Here is a 26,569-nt window from a genome sequence, read left to right as displayed (position 1 = left end):
GGGTCGCCGTGGCTGTGAACCTCGCTGAGCTGACGTCTGAGCAGTGGGTCACCCGCATCACTCGCCAGCACGATGCGCAGATTCCTGGGCTGGAGATCCTCGACGCTTACTACGAGGGTGAGCAGTCGCTGTCGTACATGCACCCGGAGCTGCTGCGCCGCCTGGATACCCGCGTGCGGCAGGTCGTGATCAACTGGCCTGAGCTGGTCGTGGATTCCCTGGATGAGCGCCTCGACGTGACCGGGTTCCGGCTCGGCGGTGAGCAGGCCGCCGATCGCGAGCTGTGGAACATCTGGGCAGGGAACGAGCTGGGCCTGCACTCCGAGCAGGCGCACATCGACGCCCTGGTGCTCGGCCGGTCCTTCGCGATCGTCGGCACGAACGAGGCCCGGCCGTCGATGCCGCTGGTGACGGTCGAGTCCCCGTTCGACGTCCATGTGGACATGGACCCGCGTACCCGCGAGGTCCGGGCCGCGCTGAAGCGGCAGTTCTCCGAGGACGGCGACGGGGACCAGTCCGAGGCCTACGCCACGCTGTACCTGCCGAACGAAACCATCTGGTACTCCTCCGATAACGGTGGCGGGGTCTGGGAGGAAACCGACCGCGACGGGCACGGCATGGGCGTCGTGCCCGTCGTGCCGCTGGTGAACCGGCCCCGCACGCGGCGGCGCCGCAGCGCACCCCCGCGGCTTGGTCGCTCGGAGCTGGCGAGCGTCCTCCCGCTGTCGGACGCGGCCTGCAAAATCGCCACCGACATGATGGTGTCCGCTGAGTTCCACGCGATGCCGAGACGCTACGCACTCGGGTTCGACAAGGATGATTTCGTTGACGGCAAGGGAAACCCGCTCACGCCGTGGGAGGCTGTCGCCGGCGTTCTCTGGGCGTCCTCGAAGTCGCCGAAGGATGACGGGGTGGCGGTCGGGCAGTTCCCCGAGGCGGACCTGTCGAACTTTCACAACACGCTCAACACTCTGGCCCGCCTCGTCGCCAGCCTGTCTGGTCTCCCGCCGCACTTCCTCGGCTACAGCACCGAGAACCCCGCCAGCGCGGACGGGATCCGGTCCTCGGAGTCCCGCCACATCAAGCGGGCCGAACGGCGGCAGCGCTCGTTCGGCAGCGGCTGGAACCGTGTGGCTCAGCGCATCCTGCACGTGCGCGACGGCAAGGTGCCCGACGAGGCACTGCGGGTGGAAACCCAGTGGGTCGATCCCGCTACGCCGACGTTCGCCGCGCAGGCCGACGGGGTGGTCAAGCTGTACTCGGCGGACAAGCTGCTGCCGCGCCGCTCCGCCCGCCGAGCACTCGGGTACTCCGACGCCCAGATCCGCGACATGGAGATCGAGGACCAGGAATCACGCGGCCGGAACACTGGCACGGACGTCACCACCGAAAGCGGTCCCAAGGTCGACAGCGACCCGGCCGAGCTGCCCGACCGCCAGGAACAAGAGCGGCCGAGTGTGCTTGCCGGGTCGCGGTTGCGCCCAGCGCTCGCGGTGCAGTTCCGCGAACCAGCGAGCACGTCTTAAGTCCTCGTGGACTCGCGGGCATAACACGCGCATGACTCTTTCGTGCAGGTCACCTCATAGGCCGACGCAGCGAGCCGAATGCATAATCGAACACATGTCCGATCGTGGAGGTGCTGCACCCCAGGGTGCGAACTACCTGCATATGGTGGAACCAAGCCGTCCCGTGTGGGTCGACTTGCGCCGTGCCTTCCCGGTCGCCGCGCCCAAGGGGTTCCTTCCAGACGGACTGGACCTCACTGGGCTGGTGCCCGGGACGCTCAGCGCCTGGGCTGCGACGACAACCGGTCACTGGGTTGGGTTCGTGACCTTCACGCTGGGAACCCCAGGCGCTGGCGGCACGCCACACCGGCAATGGATGTTGGCGGACGCTTTGCAAGCACGCTAGTTACTTGAACCGTGCTGTTGCCAGGAGTAAAGTAATAGCCTTTTTTTGAGGGCTTTCGGTCGCGAACGCGACACCGGCCGCACCCGCGCTCATGGTCCCCAGAAGCCAGATGAGCTGCCACAACGTGATACCGCCGTTGACGCCTGCCAAGACTTGAGCTCCGCCTGAGCACGCCACGAACACGGCAGCAATCTGCGTCCGTGTCGGCTTGGCATTCACGGCGCCAGTTTCTCATAAGACGCCTTTCGAGGCATTCCGCGACACCGCTTGAGGACAAGGTTGTGACCGATACTCGCATTCCCGCCGACACTGGCCAGACCGCGCAGACCGCGCCGGATCCGGCCGCGCCCGGTACCAGCGCGACCCCGCCCGAGACCGAGCAGACCGGCACCCCGCCCGAGGCCGGACAGGCCGCTGAAGTGGACTACAAGGCCCTGTTCGAGCAGACACAAGCCAAGCTGAGCAAGGCCGAGAAGACCGCCAAGGACCACAAGAGCAAGGCGGCGAAGCTCGACGCGATCGAGGCCGAGCAGCAGACCGACGCGGAGAAGGCCGCCCAGCGCGCGGAGTCCGCCGAACAGCAGCTGACCGTGTTGCGGCGTCGGGCGGTGGACGCGGAAATTCGGGCCGCCGCATCGGGCTGGGCGGATCCGACCGACGCGCCCCGCTACCTCGACGACCGCGACCGCTACGTCACCACCGACGGCGAGATCGACACCACCACCATCACGGCCGACCTCGCCGCGGTTCTCCTCGCCCGTCCCCATCTCGCCCGGACCGGCGAACCGGCCGGTCCTCGCCGACCCGCGCCCGACCCGTCGCAGGGCGCACGCCAGTCCGGCCCGGCGGGCTACGACTCGCAGATCGCCGACGCGGAGAAGCGCGGCGACTGGGCGACGGCGATCACGCTGAAAAACCAGCGCCTCGCCGAACAGGCAGCTCAGAAGCGCTAACCGCGCTCGTTCCCGGCCGCATGGGCGGCACACCACCCGTACACCCTTCAGGAGACCGTTATGCCTGGTGTGGCCGCGATCGCCAACACCTACAACGCACCGAACTTCGTCGGCGAACTGTTCGCTCTCACTCCGACCGACACCCCGTTCCTGTCCGCCATCGGGGGTCTGACCGGCGGCAAGCGCGCCAACGCCGTCGTGCACACCTGGCAGGTCTACGACCTGCGCGCCCCGGACGCCAACCGGCAGCGGACCGAAGGCGCGGACGCTCCCAGCCCGGACACCCGGGTCCGGGGCACGGACCGCAACGTCCTGGAGATCCACCAGGAAACCATCGGCGTCACCTACACCCGCCAGGCCACGCAGCAGATGTTCGCCGCCACCGGCTCGGCCAACCCCAACGCCGCGTCGATCGGCGGCACCAACCCGGTCGTGAACGAAATGGACTGGCAGACCCGGCAGGCGCTGATCCAGATCGGGCGCGACGTCGAAGCCGGGTTCATCACCGGCACGTTCCAGGAACCGACCGATAACTCCAAGGTCCGCAAGACGCGCGGGATCCTGGAGGCGACCAAGACGAACGTGATCACCAACGCCACCGCCGCGCCACTCACGGAACTGATGGTGCTGGACCTGCTGCAAAAGGTATGGACTTCGGGCGGGATCCAGGTGTCGGAGACCGCCACGCTGATGTGCGGAGCGTGGCAGAAACGGCAGCTGACGAACGAGTTCATCACCAAGAAGCAATACCGCGAACAGACGCGCAACGTCGCCGGAGTCTCCGTGACCACCATCGAAACCGACTTCGGCACGCTGAACGTGATGCTCAACCGCTACATGCCCGCCGATGCCGTCGAAGTGGTCTCTCTGGACCAGTGCGCGCCGGTGCTGCTCGAGACGCCCGGCAAGGGCTTCCTGTTCTCCGAGCCCCTGGCAAAGACCGGCTCGGTGGACAAAGCCCAGATCTACGGGGAGATCGGGTTGGAGTACGGGCCGGAGAACGCCCACGGCAAGATCACCGGCCTCACCGTGGCGGGTGCCTGATGAAGTTCACCAGCACCAAGTACCCGGCACTCACCGTGCACGATCTCGGCGTGACCTTCGTCGACGGCGAAGCTGAAGTCGCCGACAAGGCAACCATCGACGCGCTCAAACTTCTTCCACCTGAGGTAGGAGTGCGTGCGGCCGGTGGAAGGCCCCAGAAGAGCACGCTCGACGAATAGGTGGCTAGTCCTTGCGCCTCCAGAAAGCGCGAATTACCTCGGCGAAGTAGTGCAAACCCTTCGCGCCGTCCCTGCGCACGATGTACACGCACACTCCCATGGCTGTCAGAAAACAGACAACAAATCCGGTAGTCACTGAAGCGAGCATTAACCCTCACACGTCATCGATTGCCCGCGAGCCCGGCCTCGTGGGAGATTGAGTGCTTGGTTGCTGCATTCAGTTGTGCGTTGCCAGCTACGCGCCATCGCGGCCGCGTACTCCATGGAATACAGGCTGAGCATCTGATCCGGCTGGCTGGGCAGCCTGAGATGTATCCAGTGCCTGTTTTTCCCTGGCGGAGTCGCCGATTAGATCGGCGCCTTCCAACTGATAACCCATCGGTATCGCACCGATTCTGGCATCGCGCCAGTTGGGTTGACACGAGTGTAGCCGACGGTGAACCGGCACGAGGGAGGGCAGCTCAGTCGTGTCGTCCCCGCTCCCGCTGGCAACAGTGGCCGACCTTCGAGCACGGTCTGTCGAACCTCTGAACGAGGACCAGCAGGCTCGTGCCAGCGTGCTGATCAGAGACGCCTCAGCGCGGGTCAGACAGCAGGTGCCTGACCTGCCGGACCCGCCGCCGGACACCGCCCCCGGAGTGATCTGTACGGCCGTGCTGCGGGCGCTGGCCTCGCCACCGGATGGCAATACCTCCGAGACGGTGGGTGGACACTCCCGGACCGCCGCCCATGCCGGGGGTGGCCTGTACTTCACCGAAGACGAACTGGACCTGCTGCGTCCACCGGTTCTCTCGCCCCGTGCGGCGTTCACCATCTGGACGGTGTGAGGCGGTGAACCCCTCGTGCGCTTCCCGCACCGCTTGATCGTCGTCACCCCGGTTCCAGTCCCGGACGAGTACGAAAACCCGGTTCCTCGGCTCACCTACGGCCCGGATGCGCCCCGCCGGATCGTGGCCGGGCTCGTGCAGCCGGGCGGCTCGACGGAACCTGCCGCGACCGGCCGTCAGGTGGTGGTTACCGGCTGGCGGGCGTTCACCGCCGTTCCGGTCACCGCGCGGGAGCGGATCGAGTGGGACGGGCGGACGTTCGAGGTGTCCGGGGAACCGGCGCGGTGGTCACCGCGGTTTGGCTACGTCCACTACGAACTCACCCTGACCCACGTGGAGGGCTGAGCGATGGCCCTGGAAAAGATCACGATCGACTACAACGCAGTGGCGGGACTGCTGCACTCACCAGAGTTCGAGGGGGTGATCAAGGCCGCCGCTGAGAAGGTCGGTGAGGTCGCGCGGTCGTCCGGGCACGTGGTGACCTCGGGTGAGCCGCTGCCGATCGAGGTCTACTCCGATCCCGACACCGACCGCGTGGGCTGGTCGGTCGCCATCCGCCACCCCGCCGGGCTCGGTATGGAAGCGCGTTACGGGCTGCTCAAGCGCGCGGCGGAAACCGCGGGCCTGTCGCTCGGCGACGAGCAGGACGGCGCCACGTGACCGGTCGCGTGCCGGTGCCGGTCGACGTGGCCGCACTGGTCGTGCGGCGGCTTCGTGCTCTGCTCGCCGGCCAGGTCCTCGCGGTCGCCGAGCGGGTTCAAGTCTCGACCGAGACGGGCGCCGGACTGGACGGCGGGCCGCCGTCGCTGCCGTGGCTGCTCGTCGCCGAGGACGGCCACAGCTGGACCTGGCCCGCCGTACAACGTGCCATCATCCGGCTGACCGTGTGGCACCACAGTCCGCACACTTCGAAAGCTCTAGCCGGGCTCGCGCTCGGCCTGCTCTGCGCGCCCGCATCGCCGAGCCAGATCATCCGAGCCGAACCGATCGCCGCTCCGCTGGCGGGGATCGATCCGCACACGGCCGCACCGCTGGCCACCTGCGCTGCCGCAGTCTTCGCGCGCACCCCCACCGTTTGAGGTTTCCCATACATGGCCATGAATTCCGCGCTCGTCCGCGTCCCCGGTACCGGTGAGGTGTCGCTGGCACCAGCGGACACCCCCGAACCCGCCGACCCCATCGCCCCACTCGCGGCCCCGTGGGCCGGGCTCGGGCTGTCCACCTCGGACGGCACCACTCTGGCCCGCAAGGTCGAGAAAGAGGGCACCGAGCACTGGCAGCAGCTCACCCCCGCTCGCTACATCTACAAGTCCCAGGAACTCACCGTGGCGTCGGTGTTCCAGGAAACGAAGGGCGAAGTCCTGTCCGTCTACTTCGGTGGCATGAAGTTCGCGGCTGTCGGCACCGGAACTCCGAAGGTCTACCGGGCCGAGATCAGCTCTATCCCCAAGGGCGACGTCCGTGCCCTCTGCGTGGACTGGGTCGACAGCATTTCCGACACCGAGGTCTATAACCACCGTCTCTACCTGCCGCGTGCCGAGGTCTCCGAGACCGAAGATGCTCAGTGGGGCCGCACCCAGGAAGCACGCTGGGGCATGAAGTTTTCCGCACTCGCGCCGCCGAAGGGCAAGACCTACATCGCCGTGTGGCTCACCAACGATCCCGCTGTGCTGTTCGGGGCACCTGCCGTCGCCACGGGAGCGCTTGATGTGCTCACCGAGGATCAGCCGCGCGTGAAGTGACGCAACACCCAGTTCGGTTCATACCACGCCGACAGAGCCTCACCCGAACACATCTCACCGAAGGAGCACACCCCTGATGGCGACTCGACAGCGCGCGGAAGCAACCGGCAAGCCCGCCTCGCCCGGCGCGGCCCTGGCCGTGAGCTGGCGCGGCAAGCGGTTCACTCTGCCCAACCCGCAGGAGTTCCCACTTGAAGCGCTCGAAGCCGAGGAAGAGGGCAAACACCTGACCGCGCTGAAACTCATTCTCGGGCTCGACCAGTACACCAAGTGGCGCGGCCTGGCCTCTACGGCCGCCGACGCCGAAGACTTCTCCGCCGTGGTCATGAAGGAGCTGGGGCGGGGAAACCTCTAACGGTCGCCCGGCTCCTCGCGGACGAGGCGACCGCCGAAGCTCTCGAAACCGATCTGCTGCGGTACGGGGTCGATCTACTCGACCTCTACCGCGGATTCCTTTCCTACCGGCGGGTGTGCGCGCTGGTGACGCACCTGCCTGACGATGCGGCGGTCTGGCGGGTGCACGATCCGTTCGGCGCGATGACTCGCGCTGAACTCGTGCTTGCCACGGTCGAACGGCGCGTCACGGCGCTGTGGGCGACCGTGGCCGTGGCGCTGGGCCAGGACGTCACAGACGACCAGCTGTCCGGCCCGCTGGACACCTGGACTCCGCCCACGCGCACCACGCCGAGTACCACGCCCGGCCGCGACGGCGCGGAACTGAAATCGTTGCGCGAGATCGCTGTCTGGATGCGCGGAGGTTGACCCCGATACCGTCCGCTGCGTCGGGGTTGGCTGCACCGGCGGTGTTCGGCTATTTCGGGATGTGCAGCCAGCCGAGTTCGCCGGGGTCGGGAATGTCGCCGCGCGTTTTGACATCCTCGCGGACTCGCTCAAGCCAATCGGCCGGTGTGCCGCTCCACGTTTCAAAGCCGGGATCATGATGGGTGAGGTCTCCAACGCAGACCTTCCGCGCGAACAGCTCTTTCAGCATCGTCTCGGCAGTCAGGGTGATTTGCTGCAAGCTCGCGCCAGCGCCGAGGATGTTGCTTGCGGACACGAACACGTTATGAATGGGTACCCAGTCGTCCCGGGCGTAGTCGGTGAAGTAGTCCAGATCTTCTTGGTACTTCTCGGATTCAGTGTTCATTGGTCAGCCGCCCACGTGGAATCTCTTCATGTCAACACCGGATACATCGTTAACGTCAATGGTATTTCCCCCTGAGTCGCTGTATGTGCGGAATGAGACTGTCTGCTTGGGGTCGTCGCTGATTTTCCAGTACTCGACTGTGCCTTTCGGTGTCTGGATGACCTTCGTTGGTTCACCGAGGTTGTCGTGGAAGTGTTGCCGGACTTGGCTCAGCTGCGCCTCGTTGACCATGCGTACCCCTTTGCTGTCCTCGACGCCGAGCAGATTGCCATGGTCGTCGGTGACAGCCTGTTGCACCCTCTCAATGCGGGCTTCGGGTGTGCTGGCTGGGGTGCCGGGACGGTGTTCGGCCGGTGTGTCTGTGTCGTGGTGTTTCCGGCCGATCAAGTCTTTGAGGAGCTTTCCTGACCCGAGGCCCAGAAGCATTCCACCGGTGATCTTTCCGAGGGCGCGGTCTCCGTGGCCGTTGGCCCAGTCGTCCCAGGCGGTGATGGCTTTGAAGGTCTCGACGGGGTGCAGGACGTTGTTCGCCATCGCCGCCACTGTTCCGCCCGGGTCGCTGACCGCACCCCAGAGTGCTTCACCGGCGCCGGAGATCGAGTCCCAGATACCGCCGTAGAAGTTGGCGTCGGCTTGCTTGCGGGAGTCCTGCGGGGCCAGTGTTGATTCGACCCGCAGGGCATCCGCGCAGCGGGCACCAGCCTCGACGAGTTGCTGGCGTGCCCGGTTCAGGATGTCGCGGGCTGCCTGCCGTAGCGCTTCGCCAGGGTCGGTGAACGCTGGCGGTTGGACGACGGTGGGGTCTCCGCGCTCGGCGTTGGCCCGTGTTCGTGTCTGCGCGTCGGCCACCGCGTGGTCGTGTGCCTGTGTGGCCTGCTGGGTCGCGGTCTCGCCTTGCTGCCATTGGGCGATCGCTTCGGCGGCCTGGCCTTGTGCCCACGCCAGCGTGTCGGCGTAGGCGGTCAGGGCTTGCGCGGCGTTGTCGAGCGAGTCGTCTGCTTGCAGCCAGCGCGGGACTTCGGTCTGGTGGTCGTCGTGGAATCGGTCTGAAGCCGGACCACGCCAGCTGCCGGTATCGATCCGCTTCAACGCATCACCGACCGCGCCAGCCGAGCGCGCCCGTGCCCCGAGGACCCTGGCGTTCTCATAGACCGCTGGAGGGTCGCCGGGGATCAGCGCTTTCGGGTCGGTTGTCTGGCCCAGCTCCGCCATCAGCGGCCACCGATCCGGGGTGCCGCGTCCGGTGTGATCGCGTCGATACCCGGATCGGTCTTCAACGCGCTGGTGTTGTCGTGCTCGACGGCGCGGTATGCCTGGGCGGCTTTGCCGAGTAGGTCTCCGAGGTCGCTCGCGCGGTCGGACAGCGCGTCGATTCCGACGCTCCAGCTACCGCAGAATTCGGCCAAAGCGGCGTGCACACCATCGTGGCCGTAGAGCGGCGGCTCGCCACACAGGCCACGCAATTCGAAGCTGTCCTGGTCGTGCACGATCTGGCTCATGTTCTTCGAGGCGCCTTCCAGTACCTCGATCTCGACGTGAAAACCTGGACCATCCATCGTGGAGCCCCCTCCATTTCCAGCCTCTGCGTCGTTATCCGGTGATATCGAGTCGCGGAGGCCGTTTCCCTGCTTGCGCCCATGTCCTCGCGACGACGTCCGGGGGCGCCATACGCGACAAGACGGGGAACCGATGCTCATCATCGGGATCAACCATCAGACCGATTCCCGGCGGTACGAGTTCCAGGAAGTCGGCCCCGGTTGTGGACAGATAGTCACACTCCCCGGTGTGGCGGGCTAGGCGTTCCAGCGTGGAGAACACCACCATCCACCGGCCGCGCTCGCCCAGATCGGTCACCCACAGTCCAGGCTGCTCGGGCCGCTGCACATACACCACGGCACCGGCGAAGACGTCCGTCAGATCACCCGGTCCCCGCGTGCCTCTCCGCACGTCCTGTGCGACGGCTGCCAGCCTCGCCTCCGCCTCCCGAGTCACGGCGACCAGTGTACATACGACAACGGAACGTAACCGTAGGTCTGACGAGCTTCCGAAAGACCGCGCTGTGGACGTGTAGCGGCTGACCTTGGTCCGGGCGGGGTGAACGCCCGTGACTTCCGTTGCTCACGCCTATCTGAAGATCATGCCGTCCCTCCAGGGCTTGGGGCGGCACCTGCGCGACCAGGTCCGTGAGGCCGAAGGGCAGGCACCGAAGGTCAGCCTGTCGGCCGAGGTGAAAACCGCGCTGCTGCGCGAACAGCTCCGCGCCGCTGCCCGCGAGGGTGATCAGACCGCGATCCGGCTACTGGCCGAGCTGGACGCCGAACCTGTCGAAACCCGGTTCGCCGCGCTGAAACGGCGCCTCGATGAGCAGAACATCACGCTCAAGGTCGTGCTGGACAAGTCGGTCGGCGCAAGCATCCGCGGCCTGTCCGAAGTCGACTCCCGGATGCGGTCGGCGACCGGCGCGATAGCGCTGCACTCGGGCGCGGTCGGCCTGGCCACCTTGAAGTACGGGGCAATGGCGGCCGGTGCCGGGCAGGCCGTGACCGCGCTGGGCGGACTCGGCTCGATCGCGGCCACCGCCTCAGGGTCGCTCCTGGCGGTCCCGGCCGCAGGGCTCGCGGCCGTCGCGATCCTGCAAACACTCAAGCTCGGGATCTCCGGGTTCTCCGACGCGCTCAAGCAGGAGGACCCGAAGAAGTACGCCGAGGCAATCAAGGACTTTCCACCCGCGATGGCGGCGGCCGCGAACGCGGTCCGCGCACTGCGACCAGAGTTCCTGGGGCTGCGGCAAGAGGTTCAGCAACGGCTGTTCACCGGCCTGTCGGCGGAAATCACCACGTTGTCCGGCACGTATCTGCCGCTGCTGCGGCACGGTTTGGGCGGGATCTCCGAGGGGCTGAACGCCGGCGCTCTCGGCTTCGCCGCGTTCGCCCGCGAAGGCCGCACGGTCTCCGACGTCGGCTCGATCCTGGGCAACACCTCGGCGACCATGCACCAGCTCGCGCAGGCGGTGCAGCCGTTCCTGCAAGGGCTGCGCGACATCGCCGCCGTGGGCGCCGAGTTCCTGCCCGGCTTCGGATCCGGCCTCGCCGACGCCGCGCAGAAGTTCGCCGACTTCATCGCGGCGGCACGCGAGTCCGGGCAGCTCCGCGACTGGCTCTCAGCGGGCCTGTCGGCTGTCGGCGACCTGGTCACGGTCCTGAAGAACCTGGGGCAAGTCGTGTTCGCCGTGTTCTCCGCCGCCAACACTGGCGGTGGAGGGCTGCTCACGGTCCTGGTCGACGTCACCGGCCAGATGGCCGAGTTCGTGCGCTCCGCCGAAGGCGCGGGCGCGCTCAGCCAGATCTTTACCGGCCTGCATGCCGTCACCACCGGCCTGATGCCGATCCTCGTTGCGCTCGGCCAAGCCATCATCGGCTCGATCGCTCCGGCGATCGCGCAGCTGGGACCGATGATCGGTGCGGCGTTCGCCGCACTGGCCCCCGCGATCGCACCGTTGGGGCAGGTCCTCGCCGCCCTCGCTCCTGTATTGGGTACGGCGGCCCAGGCGTTGGCGGCGGTTCTGGTTCCCGCGGCTGCCGCGCTGGCCCCGATCGTCGGCGCGCTGGCCCCGGCTGTCGCGGAGCTGGTGGGGCAGCTCGGTGGCGCTCTCGGCGCGGCGGTCACCGAGCTGACTCCCGCCCTGGTAGAACTCGCGCGGACGCTTGCCCCACTGATCACGCAGTTCGGCGGGCTCCTGGTACAGGCGCTGCGGCTCGCCGCTCCGGCACTCGGGCAGTTGCTGACCGCGCTGGCACCGATCATCGGGCAGCTCGGTGGCGCGCTGCTGCAAGCCCTCTCGGCCGTGCTGCCGGTGCTGTCCACGCTGGGTGGGGTGTTCACCTCGGTACTGCTGGCCGCGCTGAACGCGGTCATGCCGGTGCTTCCCGTTGTGGTGCAAGCGATCCAGCAACTCGCCGGGGTGGTGTCGACCGCGCTGGCTGCGGCCACGCCGGTGCTGTCGGAGGTCGGTGGGCTGCTCGGCGAGATCGCCGGTCAGATCCTCGCCGCGCTGCTGCCGGTGATCCCGCCGCTGGCGGAAGCGTTCCTCGGGATCGTCACGTCGCTGCTGCCGATCCTGCCGCCGCTGCTGCAACTGGTCTCCGCGCTGCTGCCGCCGTTGCTGGACCTGGTGACGTCGCTGCTGCCGGTGATCGTGCAGGCCGCCGGGCTGTTCACCCAGCTCGCCGTAGCGCTGACCCCGCTGATCGTCCAGATCAGCCAGCTCCTGATGCCCATCATCCTGGAGCTTTTCGGCCTGGTGAAGGGCAAATTCTCGGCGATCGTGGACGTCATCTCCGGCGCGCTCACCGTGATCTCCGGCGTCATCTCTGTGGTGACCGGCCTGATCTCGGGCAACTGGGACCAAGCATGGACCGGCGTGAAGAACATCGTGTCCGGCGCCTGGGGAATGATCAAAGGCATCGTGGCGCACAGCATCGGCGGCGTGCTCGACCTCGTCGCCAGCATTCCCGGCCGCATCCTCGACGCGCTCGGCAACCTCGGGTCGCTGCTGTGGGAAGCGGGACGGAACGTGATCAGCGGCCTGGTCGACGGCATCACCTCCGGCTTCGGTTGGGTGAAAGACCGGCTCGGCGAACTCACCGACTGGATCACCTCGTGGAAGGGCCCACCTGCCCGGGACCGGGTCCTTCTCACCGGGAACGGCCGCTTGATCATGCGCGGTCTGCTGACCGGGCTGGAAGACGGCGAACCGCAGATCCGGGACTACCTGACCGGCCTCACCAACACTCTGCGAGTAGACACCCCGCCCGCCCTCGGCACCGCACCAGCGGCGAACGGTCAGACGGCTGCACCGGTCCGGCCGGTGTTCCCGCCGGGAACGTCCGCGTTGGACGCCGCCTCGATCTCGGCGGCGGTAACGGCGGGGGTGCTGCTCGCGCTGGACGGCGCGCGGCTGCGGGTCGACGGCGACGGAACCGCCCGGCTGGTCAACGCGGTGAACACAGCCAACGCACGACGCTGACCAACCATTTGGGGTGAACCTAATGGCTGATCCGGTGTTCTGGCTCGGGCCGCTCGGCGGGTTACAGGCTCTGCCTTCGCCGTCGCTGGGCGGTCCACCGGAAATGGTGCCGGTCCGCTTCGGTGGGCTGCACCGCTCCCTCACCGGGCGCCCCACCCTGGACCGGCTCGGGATGAAGCGCACGTGGACGTTGTCCTGGCCCTACCTCGACACCGAGCTACGGGGCTGGTTGTCGTTGCTGCACAACGGTCTCATTCCCGGTCCGTTGTGGCTGATCGATCCGGCCGAGGAGAACAGGTTGCCGGTTCAAGTTGCCACGGCCGGAGCGGTGGAGCACGCCCCGGACGGTATCGCCACCGCCGTCGGGGGCGTGGTGTGGCGGCAAGCTCCGCTGGTGCCGCCCGGTACAGCTGTCCCGGCTGGTTCGTCGGCGCTGCTGTGGGTGCTTCCGAGCGGCGGTGGCTCGCTGTCGGCCGTCGACCCCACGCCGGTGCTTCCGGGCGAGACGGTGACGTTCACCGCCAGCGTGGCCGCCACGGTCGCGGTGTCTCTCGCCGCGTTCGTGCTCGACAGCGCGGGCGTTGTCCGCACCACCGTGCAAGGGACCGCGTCCATACCCGGCTCCGGCGGTACGCGCATGTCGCTGACCGTCCCGGCGTCGGACGGGGCGGCGGCGGTCCGTCCCGCCTTGGTGCGGGAGCTGCCGGGCGTGGTGACGACGTCGGCCTGGTCGATCACCACCGGCACGGACGTGCCGTCCTGGACCGCTGGAGGCGGCGCGGCCGTCGTGCTCCTGGACTCCCTGCCCTGGACCTATCCGATTCCCGGTTCGTACTCCACCACCCTCACCCTCCAGGAGGTCTAGCCGTTGCAGACACCCACCGACCCGGCCGCCGCCCAGGCGATGGCCGACGCCGTCACCGCGCCCGAGCGCGCACCCCGCGCCCGGTTGATGGTGGGCTGGGACCACGGGTTCAACCACCCGCTGGCCAACCTGTCCACGGTGGCCGGAGAGATCGTCATCGACCGTCAGATCACCGGTGACCTGCCCGAGGAATGCACCCTCATCGAGGGCTACACCACCGCCACCCTGACCACCACCCTCGCCGGACAGCGACCCGGCGACCCCCGCGATATCGCCCAGATGCTCAGCCCCTACCGGGCCGACTCGACGCTAACCGAACAGCAGCTCGTCGACGCCGACGTCACCTGCGATATCGGATTCCTCACCAGCCGGGGCCGCGAGCTGCCGCGCCAGTTCACCGGCTCCACCCGGACGCTCACCCTGTCCGCAGCGGACCGGACCGTGTCCCTGTCCGCGCTCGATCCCGCGGAGAAGCTCCGCGCCTCGATCACCCTGCCTCCCGTCGCGCAGGACGAGGAGCAGGCGTACAACACCGGCGAGTGGCCGTATCAGCAACGAATCAACACACAGTGGGTTGTCGACTATGTGTTGCGGCGCAACGGAATCTACGCATCCCCACCGCCACGCCCTGGGTGCCTGTTCTCGATGACCTGTCACGGCGGGCTCATCGCCGACGTCGCCACCCAAACAGATCTCGGCGTCGGGCAGGCATACGCCGCAAGGGTTCCGCCGTTCATCCCCGGCCCGTTCGGGATGCTGGCCGCGAACGCCACACCCGCCATGGCCTCGAACACCTCCGCCTTGGCAACCGGGCAGTTCCTTCCCGGTGCACCCAACGCCGGATACCTGTTCGAATTCTGGTGCCAGGCCGGAGCGTCCAACACCTTCGCGCCCCAGCGAGACGGCAGGGTCCTGGAGATCGCCTCCAAGTACGCCACCAGTACCGGCGTGACCTACCACGTCGGCATCGGCACAACCGGTCAGCTCTGGGCGAAGATCTACTCCGACTCCACCACCGTCGCCACCCTCAACGGCCCACAGCTGACCGGGCCTGCGGCGTGGCACCGGATCGGCCTGTGGATCCGCTACCGGGCGGACGCGAAGCAGGTTGACACGCGCTGGCTGCTCGACACCACAGCGGGCGCGATCACCACAACCTCGGTCACGATCGCGTCGCTGGCTGCCGACGAGTTCGCCGACGTCACGGTCACCACCCCGGTTCCGGTGGCGTGCGTGCAGATCAGCCGCGCGGCACAGGCACCGTCCGACTGGGTGGTGTCCTGGACGCCGCAAGCGGAGATCGACGTCGGCCTGAACTGGATGACCGGGCTGCCCGACGTCGTCGCCGCCGATTCGTTCAACGTGCTCAAGCAAGCGGTCGGCGCGGAGTTCGGGGTGGTCACCTTCACCGAGGACGGCCGGTTCCGGTTCCTCAACCGGGACACGGTCCGAGCGCTGGCCAGCCGCCCGCCGGTCGCGACCTTGAGCGCCGCCCGCGAGCTTCAAGCGTTGTCGCTGTCGACGTCGCTGGACTCGGTCCGCAACGAGATCACCCTGTCGGTCACGCCCCGGCTGCAACAACGGCTGTGGGCCAACGTCTACGAGACCGCCACCGTCGACGAACTCGCCACTCCCAACGGCACCAGCACACGCGTGATCACTCTGCAAACGCGGTGCCCCGTCGACACCGAAACCTTCTCGACAATGACGGAGAGCGCATACCGGAACGAGGCCTACAACTACAACTCCGCGTGCCGCGCCTACCGCTCCGACACCGGCGCCGAGATCACCAGCGGCCTGACCATCACCGGAACCGCCATCGGTGACGATCGGGTCCGGCTGACGTTCGTCAACAACAGCGGCGGCCCGCTCCGGTACGGGTTCGGCGACGGAACCCCGGCGTTCCGGCTCGTGGACTATCCGATCGTCAACGGCCGAACCCAGGTCCATCGCGTCGCCGATGACACCTCGATCGCCCGCTACGGACACCGGACACTGGCCGTGCCGGATAACCCGTTCCGGCAGACCCTGGACTCGGCCCAGGCCATCGCGGCGTCGCTCCTGGCCGATCTCGCCCGGCCTACCACTGTCCTGAAAGACATCACCGTCACCGGCGATCCGCGCGGGCAGCTGCTCGACCCGGTCACCATCGCGGACCCGTCCGGGCTCGGCGGTCCCATCCCGGCCGTCGTCATCGGCCACCGCCGCACCCTCAACACCAGCAACGGACTGACCGATCAGCTCACCTTGCGCGTCCGCCGCTGACCCCTGGAGCCGCCCGTGACTGCCGAGTGGCTCACCGCGCTGGCCGCGTTCCTCGGCCCCGCCACCGGTGCCCTCACCGGCCTTCTTACGGCGCGGCGCGCTATCCGTACCGCCCGTACCTCGGCCGATCACCAGGCGCTGGCCGAGCTGCACGCCGGGTATCAGGCGCTGCTGAAAGACCGCGCCACGCACACCCGCGACGTCCTGGCCGAACTGACGGCCGTGAAAACCGAACTGTCCGCCGTGCGCCAGGAGAACGCGCGGCTGCTGCTCGAAGTCGGCGCCCTGCGCGCCCAGATGAACCGCCCACCCAAAGGACCCTCCACCCCTTGACCGACTACGGCATCGACGTCTCCCACTGGAACCCAGTTCACGACTGGAACGCCGTGCGAGGCAACGGAATCACCTACTGCTCGTTCAAACTGACCGAAGGCACCGGCTACACCGACCGCACCAGCGGCCCCCGCGTCCCGGCCGCCCGCCTCGCCGGCGTCGTCCCCGGCGGCTATCACTTCGCCCGGCCCGGCGACCCGGACGCCCAGGCCGATCACTTCGCCAACCACCTGCGCCTGAACAACCTGCACACCAACGGATCCATGGCGCCGATGCTCGACATGGAAGCCGCCGAACTGCGCGGCACCGCCAACGCCTTCATTCCGCGGTTCATCGCACGCCTGCGCGCCACGACCGGCGTCCATCGCGTCCTGGTCTACGCGAACCTGGACTGGTTCACCCGAGTCCTCGACCCCGGCAAGTGGGCCGATGACGGGGTGCTCCTCTGGATCGCGCGCTACAACGGCAACCCCGGCAATCCAGGCTGGACACATCCGAAACTCGCGCTGCACCAGCACACCCAGAGCGGAACCGTTCCCGGCATCGGCGGCCACGTCGACCGCAACGCCACTATCGGACAGTTCGCGCTGTCGCACCTCACCATCAACGGCGGGAACACCCCGGCTCCGCAACCGGTTCCGCCGACACCGACGCCACCGGCCGACACCGAGATCTACACCGTCCGCTCCGGCGACACCCTCTCAGGTATCGCCGCGAGGTACGGCACCACCGTGGCCGCTCTGGCCGCGCTCAACGGAATCTCCAACCCCAACCGCATCTACGCCGGGCAAAAGATCCGCATCCACGGCGGCACACCGGGCGGACAGCGCTACCAAGTCCGGTCCGGCGACACCCTCTCGGGCATCGCCGCCCAGTTCGGGACCACGGTCGCCGCGCTGGCTGCGCGGAACAACATCTCAAATCCGGACCGGATTCAGGCGGGCCAGTGGCTGACGATCCCGTGACCGGCAACGGCGGCTGGCTGCTCCTGCTCGTCCTGTTCGTCTGGCTGGCCTGGAAGACCGCCCGCGCGTTCGTCCGCGCCTACGACTACCTGGATTCCCTCCCACCCCGAAACCCCAAGGAGTAAGCACCGTGTCTCGTTACCCCCTGCGCGTCGCCGGATCCATCGTCGGCGCGCTCACCGCGATCGTGTCCGGCCTCGTCGGCTCCGGACTGATCACCACCGACCAGGGCGGCGCCGTCACCGGTGTGATCACCGGCCTGGTGACCCTGCTGGCCACCTTCGGTCTGGTGGTGTCCGCCGAAAGGAAGGTCACCCCGCTGGTAGATCCCCGTACCCGGCAGGGGGCACCGCTGGTGCCCGCTGAGACCGCCGGAGACATCCGTTACCGGGCCACCGAGGGCAGGGAGACCGGCCGTGGCTGACACCCGTTCCGGCACGGCGATCACCGATCCGGCCTCCGTGCTCACCCCCGCCGTTCTCCAGGCCGCCCGAGCTGCGGCGGCCACCGCACCGCCGTTCACCACGGCTCAGCGTGACCGGCTTTCCTGCATCTTCGGCCCGACCGTGCGCCGGGTCCACCTGGGCCGAGCAGTCGGCTGACAGCACGTGGCCCCGGCATCCTCACAGGATGCCGGGGCCACGCCCTACTCGGTATCAGCTGACCTCGGCGAGCAGCTCCGCATCGTCGAACGGCTCGTCGACGCCCGGTATGGCTGCCGGTGCGCCCAGCCAGGTCAGCATGATGTCGTCCGGGTTGAACGGTGCACGCCCGCCCTTAGTCGGCAGCAAGCGGGGAGTGACCACCGCCCGCAGCACCTCCCGCTGTTGCGACAGCGACAGCCCCGCCCACACCGTCCTGGCGTCCGCGCCGAGAAGGTCCGCCACCACCGGCGACACTCCAATTTGGCGCACGCGTTCCTCCGCTGCCTCGATCTGAGGCACCAGCTTCGCCTCGATTCGGGACAGCCGTTCCGGGCCGATTCCGCCGTTGGCGGCCGAGTCGGTGAACCCGTCCAGCCGGGCGCGCAGTTCCCGAGCGGTCGCGACGGCCTTCGTCAGCTCGTCGGCCTGGTCCTCGTAGCGGAACAGTTCCCGCGCGTCGTCGGACTCCAGCCGGGTCAGCATCGCCTCCACCACATAGGCGTCCGTGCGTTCCATGTCCCGCGTGAGATGCCCCGAGGGGCAGCGGTAGCCGGGCCGCGCCCGGTTCAGCGGAGTGGACCGGGTCGGGGTCTCGCAGATCCCGCACAACAGGATCCCGGTCTGCAAGTACTTGACCCGCGTTCCGTCGCGCACCGTGCTGCGGCTCGGATCGCCCAGGCGGGCCACGATCAGCGCGCGTGTGCGATCGCTGATGATCGGCGGCCAGATGCCCTTGCCGATGATCTTTTTGCGGAACACCCGCAACCCGGCGATCACGGGGCTGAGCGCGATGTTGCGGACCTTGGACACATTCCACTCCCCGGGCAGCGGATGCACCCACTGTTCCCGGTTCAGCTGCTGCGCGACCTGCGACGGCGTGTCTTCCCGCACCCGAACCAGTGCCTCATACGCGGCCTCCTGCTGCTCGGTGGTTAGCGAGTCGAAGAGCTTCGCCCAGCCGTGCGGGTCCTTCGACAGGTGTTGCAGCTTCTTCACATGGTCGGCCCGCCACACGTGACCGCGAGCGCACGGCACACCCGCCTCGATCAGCTCCCGTACCAGCACCGACGCGTTTGGTTCCTCGATCAGCCGGTCCACGATCGCCTCCGCGATCGGCGCCGTCTCCGGGTCGACCTCGCGATGTGCCTCGCCCGTCCGCTGGTCATAGACGATCCGGTATCCGTAGCCCAGCGGACCAGCCCACAAACCTTCGAGCGCGCGGGCCTCGACTCCCCGGCGGGTCCGTTTGCGGATCTTCTCCGACTCCCGTTCCGCGTCGACGGCATCCTCTGCGGTGTCGATCCGGTCGTCCGGATCGTTCATGTCATAGATCCGGTCGTCATAAGCCCAGAAGCCGCCGACCTTCTCCAGGATCTCCCGCAGCCGGGCGAACATCGACAGATTGCGCTGAGCCCGCGAGTTCTCCCACGTCCACAGCAGATTCGCCCGCCCCGTCGACAACAGGCGCAACGCCTCGTTGTAGTCCTGCCGCTCCTCGGTCGCGTACCGCGATGCCGAGAGGTTGTTGTCCACCAGGACCGCCACGACAGTGATGCCGTTGTCCTCGCAGAACTTGCGGCCGACCGCGATCTGCGTCGACACCGCGACCTTCCGGGCCTTCGTCTCGTTCGACGCCCTGGCGTAGATCACCGCGAACAGCGGCGGAAGCTCCCCAGTGATCGACCGCGCCAGCCTGCGGTTCAGTGCCTTACCCACGAACAAACCCCCAGCATCTCGCCGGGCGGTGGTCGCCATTGGACCCCTGCATGTGCACGCCGAGTCTAGCCGACGAGCCAGGCAACACAGGGGAATTGATGGAGTGCTGGACCCGCGTTTCCGCAGGTCCAGCACCTTGATCTGCTTGGGTTCCGTTCATGGTTTGGGAACCTAAGTTGAAATGCAGCCAAAGTGCCCTTCGCAACACGTGGAACCGCTCCCAGCCCCGCCCACGCGCCCAGCGGCATCCGGATCACCGCAAGTAGTCCTCTGGTTGCGGTAGTTCGATGCCGAACCACCGCAACTAGAGGACTAAACGCGCGTGTGAAACGCCGGGGCTAGAGCGTCGTGCCGGGGATGGCGAGGACGTCGGCGCGAGCCGCGGAGCCCGTGGAGCCTGTGGAGGGCGTGGCGGGTTTCGTGGCGGTGCCGCCCAGTGCGGCGGTCAGAAGGCTGACGATCTGCGAGGAGATCGCGACCCGCCGTGCCTCGAAGCCGGCGTCGGTCAGTGCCGCCGGATCGGCGGGTGTGCCGAGCACGGGGGTGTGCAGATGCCCGCCCGCGACCCCGGTCAGGCCGAGTCCGGTCCGCAAGCGGTTGCTTCTGTACATCGATTCATTCGACAGGTAATTGCCGCCGCCGCCGGAAGCCGCGATCTCGCCGGGCTTCGGCGCGTCCGTCCGGCAGACCGCCGTCCCCGCCCCCGGGTGACCGCTGTCCGGCCACACGCAGAACGCCTGGTTGTACCGCACCTGGTACGCCCCGGCGGGCGCGGCGAGCATCTTTTCGTACGGCAGCGTGGTTTCGATGAACTGGACGTCCGGCTGCGGCCAGCCGCGCGCGGGTGGGACCTGGCCGCGGACGGACTCGTCGAGGTTGTCCGGCGAACCACCGCGCCAGGCACCGGCCCACCGTTCGATGTCGAACTGGCCGGGACGGCCTTGGCTGATCGTCATGATCAGTTCCGGACGCCGGAAGCGACCCTTCAACGCCTGGCCGTAGGCCGCCTCGACGATGCCGGTGTCGAAGTAACTCCACACCACCGGGAACGACACGGCCTGCACCAGCGCCGGGCCGGTCGGCGTCTGGATCACCTTGCCGTCAAGGTGCAGCGCGGCCGCGCCGGACGGATTCGCGATGCGGACGCCCGCGCCGTTGAGTGTGAACGGGTCGAACCCGCTCACCAGCACCCGGCGCGTCGACGGGCCGAGCGGGAACCTGGAGTCGTCGAGGCCGCGGGCGCCGAGGTCGAACGTCTTCAGCAGTCCCGCGCGGGCGGAAGCCGAAAGAGGGAAGCGTGGCGTCCACTGGCGCAGCGCCTTGCTCATCCGCAGGCGGGCCCAGTACAGCGGCCGGTCGTCGGCCTTGTCGATGCTGCCGAGACCGGGACGGCGGCCCTGCGCGCGGTCGACGGCGGTCCGCCAGAGCCCGTCACCGGCGGTCTCCGCGAGCTTTTCGGCGCGCGGAGTGGTTTTGGTCGCGCAGAGACGCGACGTGAAGTCGGAGACGAGCTTGTCGAAGCCCGCGAGCCGGACGAGTTCCGGGCCGACCGCAGGGCCGCCGGAAGGCAGCGTCGCGGTGAGGCGTTTCTCCTCGACGGTGATCGCCGCGGAGTCGTCGAAGCAGCTACGCGCGTTTTCGGCCTGCGCGACGCCGGGGACCGCGAGAACGGGAAGAGCGATGAGCAGCGGGAGGAGCGCGCCCCATCGCCTGCCGGGAGTCTTCATGGACCGCATTCTTCTCATCAGGGCAGGCACGCACTACCGACCTTCGCAGGTCTGGACGGGTCTTGTCCGGGGTGGACAGGCGGGGCAGACTCGCGCCATGGCCGCGCACAGAAGCACTTTGGGACGCATCACCGCAGTCACCGCGATCGCCGCCGTCGTCGGCGCAGCCGTGCCGGGCATCGCGGCGGCGGCACCACCGACACCGAAGTCACCGGTCGCCGTCGGCTATCTGGGCGCGGTGTCGAGTATCGACGCGGACGCGACCGCGATCGGCACGAAGATCCTGCGCGAGGGCGGCAACGCCGTCGACGCGGCCGTCGCGACCGCCGCCGCGCTGGGCGTCACAGACCCGTTCTCCGCCGGTGTCGGCGGTGGTGGTTTCTTCGTCTACTACGACGCGCGCACCGGCAAGGTGCACACCCTCGACGGCCGCGAGACCGCGCCTTCGAGCGCGAACGAGAATCTCTTCGTCGAGAACGGCAAGGCGATCCCGTTCGCCGACGCCGTCACCAGCGGGCTGAGCGTCGGCGTCCCGGGGACGCCCGCCACCTGGCAGGAAGCCCTGCGCAAGTGGGGAACCAAGTCGCTGGCGAAGGCGGTCAAGCCCGCCGAGGAACTCGCCCGCAAGGGCTTCACCGTCGACCAGACCTTCAACACCCAGATCACCAACAACGCCGCCCGCTTCTCCACGTTCCCCTCGACGCGGTCGCTGTACCTGCCAGGCGGCGCGGCACCCGCCGTCGGCACGACATTCAAGAACCCGGACCTCGCCGGTACGTACGCGCAACTCGCCGCGAAGGGCACCGACGCCCTCTATCGCGGCCCGATCGGCGCGGACGTGGTGAAGACCGTGCGGAAGCCGCCGGTCGACCCCGCCTCGACGGTGAACGTGCGGCCCGGCGACCTGACCGCGGCCGACCTCGCCAAGTACCGCGTCGTCGAGCGGAAGCCGACCAAGACCGAGTACCGCGGTCTCGACGTCTACGGCATGCCCGCGCCGTCGTCCGGCGGGCTGACCGTCGGCGAGGCGCTGAACATCCTCGAGAACCAGAAGCTGAGCAAGCTGGAGAAGGCCGACTACCTGCACTACTTCCTGGAGTCGACGCGGTACGCCTTCGCCGACCGCAACCGGTGGATCGGCGACCCAGCCTTCGTGGACGTCCCGGCGAAGGAACTGATCAGCCAGAAGTTCGCCGACAGCCGCGCGTGCCTGATCAATCCCGCGCGGGCCGGGGTCAGCCCGGTCGCGCCCGCCGATCCGCGTAACCCGGTGCCGTGCGCCGGTGGGACGAACGCGGCGCCGACGCCGTACGAGGGCGAGAACACCACGCACCTCACCGTCGCCGACAAATGGGGCAACGTCGTCGCCTACACGCTGACCATCGAGCAGGAGGGCGGCAGCGGCATCGTCGTGCCGGGCCGCGGGTTCCTGCTCAACAACGAACTGACCGACTTCTCGTTCACCCCGGTGACGCCGGGCGTGCCTGACCCGAACCTGCCGGGCCCGGCCAAGCGGCCGCGTTCGTCGATGGCGCCGACCATCGTGCTCGACCACGGCAAACCGCTGCTCGCCGTCGGCTCGCCCGGTGGCGCGTCGATCATCACCACCGTCCTGCAGATCCTGACCGGCCGCATCGACCGCGGCCTGAAGCTGGTCGACGCGATCGCCGAACCGCGCGCGTCGCAGCGGAACTCGGCGGCCGCGCAGGTGGAGCAGTCATTCCTCGACCAGGCCGACGTGCTCGCGATCCTGAAGGCCAAGCAGCAGGGCTTCTCGACGGCGCCCGCGGAGATCGGCGCCGCGACCGGCGTCGAGCGGCTGCGGGACGGGCGCTGGCTCGCCGCGGCCGAACCGACCCGGCGAGGCGGGGGCTCGGCTGCCGTCGTGCTGCCCTGGCCACGCGGGTAGGTCGGACAGGGCGGGGCTGATGGGCACTTTTCCCGCATGCGATGCGGGGAAAGCGCCCTTCGCCGCTTAAGACGTGGGGAAGGCCTTTTCAGCTCACGCGAGGTGAGGCAGCGGTACTTGACTGGCCGGCCTTCGGCGACGGGTCAGGTCCGTGTCTTGAAAGGGTCTTTCAAGGCAGAATTCGTCCTGAAAGACCCTTTCAAGACATCCGCGACGGGGTAGGGGACAGCGAGCGCGCCCCGGCACCGGGGCCCTTCTAGACTGAGCGGCGATGTTCGCCCAGTCAGAGGTACCCGTCCCCCCCGGCGGAGGTGCGTTGATGCGCCTCGTCTTCGCCGGCACCCCCGAACCCGCCGTCCCGTCGCTGCGTGCGCTTCTCGCGTCCGAGCAGCACGAGGTCGTCGCCGTCGTGACCCGTCCGGACGCGCAGGCGGGCCGCGGCCGCCGGGTCGTCCGGTCACCGATCGGCGCGCTGGCCGACGAGCACGGGATCGAGGTGCTGACCCCGCCCAAGGCGAGCGACCCCGCGTTCCTCTCCCGGCTCACGGAGATCGCCCCCGACGCGTGCCCTGTCGTCGCGTATGGGGCGCTGCTGCCCCAGGCCGCGCTCGACATCCCGGAGCACGGCTGGGTCAACCTGCATTTCTCGCTGCTGCCCGCGTGGCGTGGCGCCGCGCCGGTACAGGCCGCGATCCGCGCCGGTGACGAGATCACCGGCGCCTCGACGTTCCGGATCGTCAAGGAACTCGACGCGGGCCCGGTCTACGGCGTGATCACCGAGCGGATCGCCGTCACCGACACCGCCGGCGAGCTGCTCGGTAGGCTGTCGGAGTCCGGGGCGAAGCTGCTCGTGTCCACGATGGACGGTATCGCCGACGGCACGCTGCGCGCTGTCGAGCAGCCCCCGGAGGGCGTGAGTTACGCGCCAAAGGTGACCGTCGAGGACGCGCGTGTGTCGTTCGCCGACCCGGCCGCGGCGGTCGACCGGCAGATTCGCGCGGTCACCCCGGAGCCGGGTGCGTGGGCGGAGTTCCGCGGCGAGCGGCTGAAGCTCGGCCCGGTGACGGTCGTCGACGAGCCGGGGCCCCCGCCGGGCGAACTGGTCGTGGAACGCAAGCGGGTCCTGGTCGGCACGGCGTCGAAACCGGTGCGGCTGGGTGAAGTGCAGGCGCAGGGCAAGAAGCGGATGGCGGCCACCGATTGGGCGCGTGGTACGAGGATCGAACAAGGAGAGCGCCTGCAGTGAACGAGCGTAGGGAACGCCGGCCGTCGAGGCCGGAGCGAGGCCGTCCGGGCCCGCGTAAGGAAGGGCCCAGCCGCCCGCCGGAGATCGACCCGGCCCGTCAGGTCGCCTTCGACGTCCTGCGCGCCGTCCGGGAAGACGACGCGTACGCGAACTTGGTGCTGCCGCAACTGCTGCGCACCCGCCGGATCTCCGGCCGGGACGCCGCGCTGGCCACCGAACTGACCTACGGGACCTGCCGCGCGGTCGGCATGCTGGACGCCGTCATCGAGGCCTGCCTCGTCGACCGCTCGCTGGCCAAGGTGGACGCCATCGTGCTGGACGGGCTGCGCCTCGGCGCGTACCAGCTGCTGCGCACCCGTATCCCCGAGCACGCCGCCGTCGGGTCCACTGTGGACCTCGTTCGCGCCGAGGTCGGTTCCTGGATCGCGGGTTTCGTCAACGCGGTGCTGCGTTCGGTGTCCGAAAAGGACGAAGAGACCTGGCTGAACGAACTGGCCCCGGACGAGGCCGTCGATCCGATCGGCGCCTACGCGCTGCGGACGGCGCATCCGCGCTGGGTCGCGCGGTCGTTCGCGGAAGCGCTGGGGGACAAGGGAGCCGAACTGAAGGCGGCTCTGGAAGCCGACGACGAACGGCCCGACGTCCACCTGGTCGCCCGGCCCGGCGAGATCAGCGCCGACGAGCTGGCCGCCATCACCGGCGGTGACGTCGCCCCGTACTCGCCCTACGGCGTCCGGATGCCCGCGGGCTCCGGTGACCCCGGTGACGTCGAGCCGATCAAGGAAAAGCTGGCCGCCGTCCAGGACGAGGGCAGCCAGCTGTGCGCCGTCGCCGTCACGAAGGTCCCGCTCACCGGCTCCGACGAACGCTGGCTCGACCTGTGCGCCGGCCCTGGCGGCAAGGCCGCGCTGCTGGGCGCGCTCGCGTCGATCAGCGGCGCGACCGTCGACGCCGTCGAGAAGGCGCCGCACCGCGCGAAGCTGATCGAGAACGCCGTCCAGGGGCTTCCGGTGACCATCCACGTCGCCGACGGCCGCGAGACCGACCTGAAACCGGGCTACGACCGGATCCTGGTCGACGCGCCGTGCAGCGGCCTCGGCTCGCTGCGACGCCGTCCGGAGGCACGCTGGCGCCGTCAGCCCAGCGACATCTCGGATCTGACGAAACTGCAGGGCCAGCTGATCACCGCGGCGCTGGACCTGGCCCGCCCCGGCGGCATCGTCACCTACGTCGTCTGCTCGCCGCATCTGGCCGAGACCGAAGGCGTCGTGGGGGAGACCGCGCGCCGCGCCGGTGCCGAGGTCGTCGACGCGCGGGAGTTCTTCCCCGGTGTCCCGCAGCTCGGCGACGGCCCATACGTCCAGCTGTGGCCGCACCGCCACGGCACCGACGCGATGTTCTGCGCGGTCCTGCGGAAGCCGGACACCGCCGGGTGAGCAGGGTGCTCGGCCTGGTCGCGAGCTCGTGCGGTGGACTGGACACCCGGTTCGCCGCGCAGCTCGCGGAACCGGCCGCGGACCGGGGCTGGGAACTCGCGATCACGCTGACCCCGACCGCGGCCCGCTGGCTGGAGACGACCGGCGGGATCGGCGACCTGGAGAAGGTCACCGATCTGCCGGTCCGCAGCGCTTCCCGGTTGCCCGGCGAACCCCGCCCGCATCCGGATCCCACGGTGTTCCTGTTCGCGCCCGCGTCCGCGAATTCCGTGGTGAAACTCGCGCTCGGCATCGCCGACAACCAGGCGCTGACCCTACTCGGCGACGTCCTCGGCACGCCGGGTATCACGATCGTGCTGGGCTACCAGATCCAGGACACCCGGGTGCACCACCCGGCCTGGCAGCGGCATCTCGACACGCTCGCCTCCGCCGGAGTCACCACCGTGCGCCTCACCCCGGAAGCGCCATGGACGTCCGTGCTGGACCTGCTTCCCGCGGTGGCTCGTGAGTGATTTGGGCCGTTCGCACCTCCAGTCACCACGGCGGCGCGTGAAGGACCCCTTCCCTCGGCTCAGCCGGAGAAACTCGACCTTCACACCTTCCCCAGTACAGGAAGGCCCCCTTCCTTGCGCCT

At 68.6% G+C, this 26,569-nt stretch carries 29 protein-coding genes; 23 read left to right on the top strand and 6 right to left on the bottom strand.

Annotated features, from left to right (window positions below; genetic code table 11):
• Positions 1-8 precede the first annotated feature (8 nt).
• The 11 genes from AB0M65_RS11450 to AB0M65_RS11400 all read left to right on the top strand — a co-directional run bounded on the left by AB0M65_RS11450 (position 9) and on the right by AB0M65_RS11400 (position 7,418).
• The gene (locus tag AB0M65_RS11450; RefSeq protein ID WP_364025133.1) at positions 9-1,526 is read left to right on the top strand and encodes a phage portal protein; all 1,518 of its coding nucleotides are present in this window, start codon (positions 9-11) and stop codon (positions 1,524-1,526) included.
• 666 nt (positions 1,527-2,192) lie between these two features.
• Entirely contained in the window at positions 2,193-2,864 is a 672-nt protein-coding gene (locus AB0M65_RS11445; RefSeq protein ID WP_364025130.1) for a hypothetical protein, read from the top strand.
• A 60-nt stretch (positions 2,865-2,924) separates the two neighbouring features.
• Positions 2,925-3,908 carry a DUF5309 family protein gene (locus AB0M65_RS11440; RefSeq protein ID WP_364025127.1) on the top strand — a complete coding sequence of 328 codons (984 nt, stop codon included), beginning with the start codon at positions 2,925-2,927 and terminating at the stop codon, positions 3,906-3,908.
• Complete coding sequence (locus AB0M65_RS11435; protein WP_364025124.1) at positions 3,908-4,087, top strand: hypothetical protein; 180 nt, start codon at positions 3,908-3,910, stop codon at positions 4,085-4,087. The genes AB0M65_RS11440 and AB0M65_RS11435 overlap by 1 nt, the downstream gene beginning before the upstream one ends.
• Before the next feature lie 557 nt (positions 4,088-4,644).
• Positions 4,645-4,914, top strand: coding sequence for a hypothetical protein (locus AB0M65_RS11430; protein WP_364025122.1), 270 nt, complete (start codon positions 4,645-4,647; stop codon positions 4,912-4,914).
• 15 nt (positions 4,915-4,929) lie between these two features.
• Positions 4,930-5,259 carry a hypothetical protein gene (locus AB0M65_RS11425; protein WP_364025119.1) on the top strand — a complete coding sequence of 110 codons (330 nt, stop codon included), beginning with the start codon at positions 4,930-4,932 and terminating at the stop codon, positions 5,257-5,259.
• A gap of 3 nt (positions 5,260-5,262) precedes the next feature.
• Positions 5,263-5,574 carry a hypothetical protein gene (locus tag AB0M65_RS11420; protein ID WP_364025116.1) on the top strand — a complete coding sequence of 104 codons (312 nt, stop codon included), beginning with the start codon at positions 5,263-5,265 and terminating at the stop codon, positions 5,572-5,574.
• Positions 5,571-5,993, top strand: a complete 423-nt coding sequence (locus tag AB0M65_RS11415) for a hypothetical protein (RefSeq protein WP_364025113.1) — start codon at positions 5,571-5,573, stop codon at positions 5,991-5,993. Before AB0M65_RS11420 ends, AB0M65_RS11415 begins: the two co-directional genes overlap by 4 nt.
• 12 nt (positions 5,994-6,005) lie before the next feature.
• Positions 6,006-6,656, top strand: a complete 651-nt coding sequence (locus tag AB0M65_RS11410; protein WP_364025110.1) for a hypothetical protein — start codon at positions 6,006-6,008, stop codon at positions 6,654-6,656.
• 76 nt (positions 6,657-6,732) lie between these two features.
• Positions 6,733-7,011 carry a hypothetical protein gene (locus AB0M65_RS11405; protein WP_364025107.1) on the top strand — a complete coding sequence of 93 codons (279 nt, stop codon included), beginning with the start codon at positions 6,733-6,735 and terminating at the stop codon, positions 7,009-7,011.
• A 125-nt stretch (positions 7,012-7,136) separates the two neighbouring features.
• Complete coding sequence (locus AB0M65_RS11400) at positions 7,137-7,418, top strand: hypothetical protein (protein WP_364025104.1); 282 nt, start codon at positions 7,137-7,139, stop codon at positions 7,416-7,418.
• A gap of 49 nt (positions 7,419-7,467) precedes the next feature.
• On the opposite strand, the gene AB0M65_RS11395 is transcribed toward AB0M65_RS11400, so the two are convergent.
• From AB0M65_RS11395 to AB0M65_RS11380, 4 genes are read right to left on the bottom strand one after another with little or no spacing between them, the layout of a single operon-like run.
• On the bottom strand, positions 7,468-7,803 hold the full coding sequence (locus tag AB0M65_RS11395) for a hypothetical protein (RefSeq protein ID WP_364025101.1): 336 nt from the start codon (positions 7,801-7,803) through the stop codon (positions 7,468-7,470).
• Positions 7,804-7,806: 3 nt separating this feature from the next.
• Positions 7,807-9,015, bottom strand: coding sequence for a putative T7SS-secreted protein (locus AB0M65_RS11390; protein ID WP_364025098.1), 1,209 nt, complete (start codon positions 9,013-9,015; stop codon positions 7,807-7,809).
• On the bottom strand, positions 9,015-9,359 hold the full coding sequence (locus AB0M65_RS11385) for a hypothetical protein (RefSeq protein ID WP_364025095.1): 345 nt from the start codon (positions 9,357-9,359) through the stop codon (positions 9,015-9,017). The genes AB0M65_RS11390 and AB0M65_RS11385 overlap by 1 nt, the downstream gene beginning before the upstream one ends.
• A 34-nt stretch (positions 9,360-9,393) precedes the next feature.
• Positions 9,394-9,795 (bottom strand): SseB family protein, encoded by a 402-nt coding sequence (locus AB0M65_RS11380; RefSeq protein WP_364025092.1) that lies wholly within the window; start codon positions 9,793-9,795, stop codon positions 9,394-9,396.
• Positions 9,796-9,907: 112 nt separating this feature from the next.
• On the opposite strand from AB0M65_RS11380, the gene AB0M65_RS11375 reads away from it, so the two are divergent.
• From AB0M65_RS11375 to AB0M65_RS11340, 8 genes are read left to right on the top strand one after another with little or no spacing between them, the layout of a single operon-like run.
• On the top strand, positions 9,908-12,829 hold the full coding sequence (locus tag AB0M65_RS11375; protein WP_364025089.1) for a hypothetical protein: 2,922 nt from the start codon (positions 9,908-9,910) through the stop codon (positions 12,827-12,829).
• Between the two features lie 22 nt (positions 12,830-12,851).
• Positions 12,852-13,694, top strand: coding sequence for a hypothetical protein (locus AB0M65_RS11370; RefSeq protein WP_364025086.1), 843 nt, complete (start codon positions 12,852-12,854; stop codon positions 13,692-13,694).
• A 3-nt stretch (positions 13,695-13,697) separates the two neighbouring features.
• Positions 13,698-15,959, top strand: coding sequence for a hypothetical protein (locus AB0M65_RS11365; RefSeq protein WP_364025083.1), 2,262 nt, complete (start codon positions 13,698-13,700; stop codon positions 15,957-15,959).
• 15 nt (positions 15,960-15,974) lie between these two features.
• Positions 15,975-16,292: a hypothetical protein gene (locus AB0M65_RS11360; RefSeq protein WP_364025080.1), complete on the top strand. Its 318-nt coding sequence runs from the start codon at positions 15,975-15,977 to the stop codon at positions 16,290-16,292.
• On the top strand, positions 16,289-17,257 hold the full coding sequence (locus AB0M65_RS11355) for a LysM peptidoglycan-binding domain-containing protein (protein ID WP_364025077.1): 969 nt from the start codon (positions 16,289-16,291) through the stop codon (positions 17,255-17,257). The genes AB0M65_RS11360 and AB0M65_RS11355 overlap by 4 nt, the downstream gene beginning before the upstream one ends.
• Positions 17,239-17,382 (top strand): hypothetical protein, encoded by a 144-nt coding sequence (locus AB0M65_RS11350; RefSeq protein WP_364025074.1) that lies wholly within the window; start codon positions 17,239-17,241, stop codon positions 17,380-17,382. The genes AB0M65_RS11355 and AB0M65_RS11350 overlap by 19 nt, the downstream gene beginning before the upstream one ends.
• A 5-nt stretch (positions 17,383-17,387) precedes the next feature.
• Positions 17,388-17,681, top strand: a complete 294-nt coding sequence (locus AB0M65_RS11345; protein ID WP_364025071.1) for a hypothetical protein — start codon at positions 17,388-17,390, stop codon at positions 17,679-17,681.
• Positions 17,674-17,859, top strand: a complete 186-nt coding sequence (locus tag AB0M65_RS11340) for a hypothetical protein (RefSeq protein WP_364025068.1) — start codon at positions 17,674-17,676, stop codon at positions 17,857-17,859. The genes AB0M65_RS11345 and AB0M65_RS11340 overlap by 8 nt, the downstream gene beginning before the upstream one ends.
• 54 nt (positions 17,860-17,913) lie before the next feature.
• Here AB0M65_RS11340 and AB0M65_RS11335 read toward each other — a convergent pair whose 3' ends face one another.
• Together AB0M65_RS11335 and AB0M65_RS11330 are read right to left on the bottom strand one after the other, a co-directional pair.
• Complete coding sequence (locus tag AB0M65_RS11335; RefSeq protein WP_364025065.1) at positions 17,914-19,617, bottom strand: recombinase family protein; 1,704 nt, start codon at positions 19,615-19,617, stop codon at positions 17,914-17,916.
• A gap of 338 nt (positions 19,618-19,955) precedes the next feature.
• On the bottom strand, positions 19,956-21,344 hold the full coding sequence (locus AB0M65_RS11330; protein ID WP_364025063.1) for a hypothetical protein: 1,389 nt from the start codon (positions 21,342-21,344) through the stop codon (positions 19,956-19,958).
• 97 nt (positions 21,345-21,441) lie between these two features.
• Between AB0M65_RS11330 and ggt the strand changes: the two genes are divergently transcribed.
• From ggt to AB0M65_RS11310, 4 genes are all read left to right on the top strand, one after another.
• Positions 21,442-23,253, top strand: coding sequence for a gamma-glutamyltransferase (ggt, locus tag AB0M65_RS11325; RefSeq protein ID WP_364025060.1), 1,812 nt, complete (start codon positions 21,442-21,444; stop codon positions 23,251-23,253).
• Between the two features lie 319 nt (positions 23,254-23,572).
• On the top strand, positions 23,573-24,499 hold the full coding sequence (gene fmt, locus AB0M65_RS11320) for a methionyl-tRNA formyltransferase (RefSeq protein ID WP_364025057.1): 927 nt from the start codon (positions 23,573-23,575) through the stop codon (positions 24,497-24,499).
• Entirely contained in the window at positions 24,496-25,935 is a 1,440-nt protein-coding gene (locus AB0M65_RS11315; protein ID WP_364025054.1) for an RsmB/NOP family class I SAM-dependent RNA methyltransferase, read from the top strand. Before fmt ends, AB0M65_RS11315 begins: the two co-directional genes overlap by 4 nt.
• Entirely contained in the window at positions 25,932-26,447 is a 516-nt protein-coding gene (locus AB0M65_RS11310; protein WP_364025051.1) for a flavoprotein, read from the top strand. Before AB0M65_RS11315 ends, AB0M65_RS11310 begins: the two co-directional genes overlap by 4 nt.
• Positions 26,448-26,569 lie beyond the last annotated feature (122 nt).

Source organism: Amycolatopsis sp. NPDC051071 (genome assembly GCF_040682875.1).
In the GTDB taxonomy this organism is placed as follows: domain Bacteria; phylum Actinomycetota; class Actinomycetes; order Mycobacteriales; family Pseudonocardiaceae; genus Amycolatopsis.
Note: the sequence above shows the minus strand (reverse complement) of the source record. Positions and strands in the feature narration are given on the sequence as shown.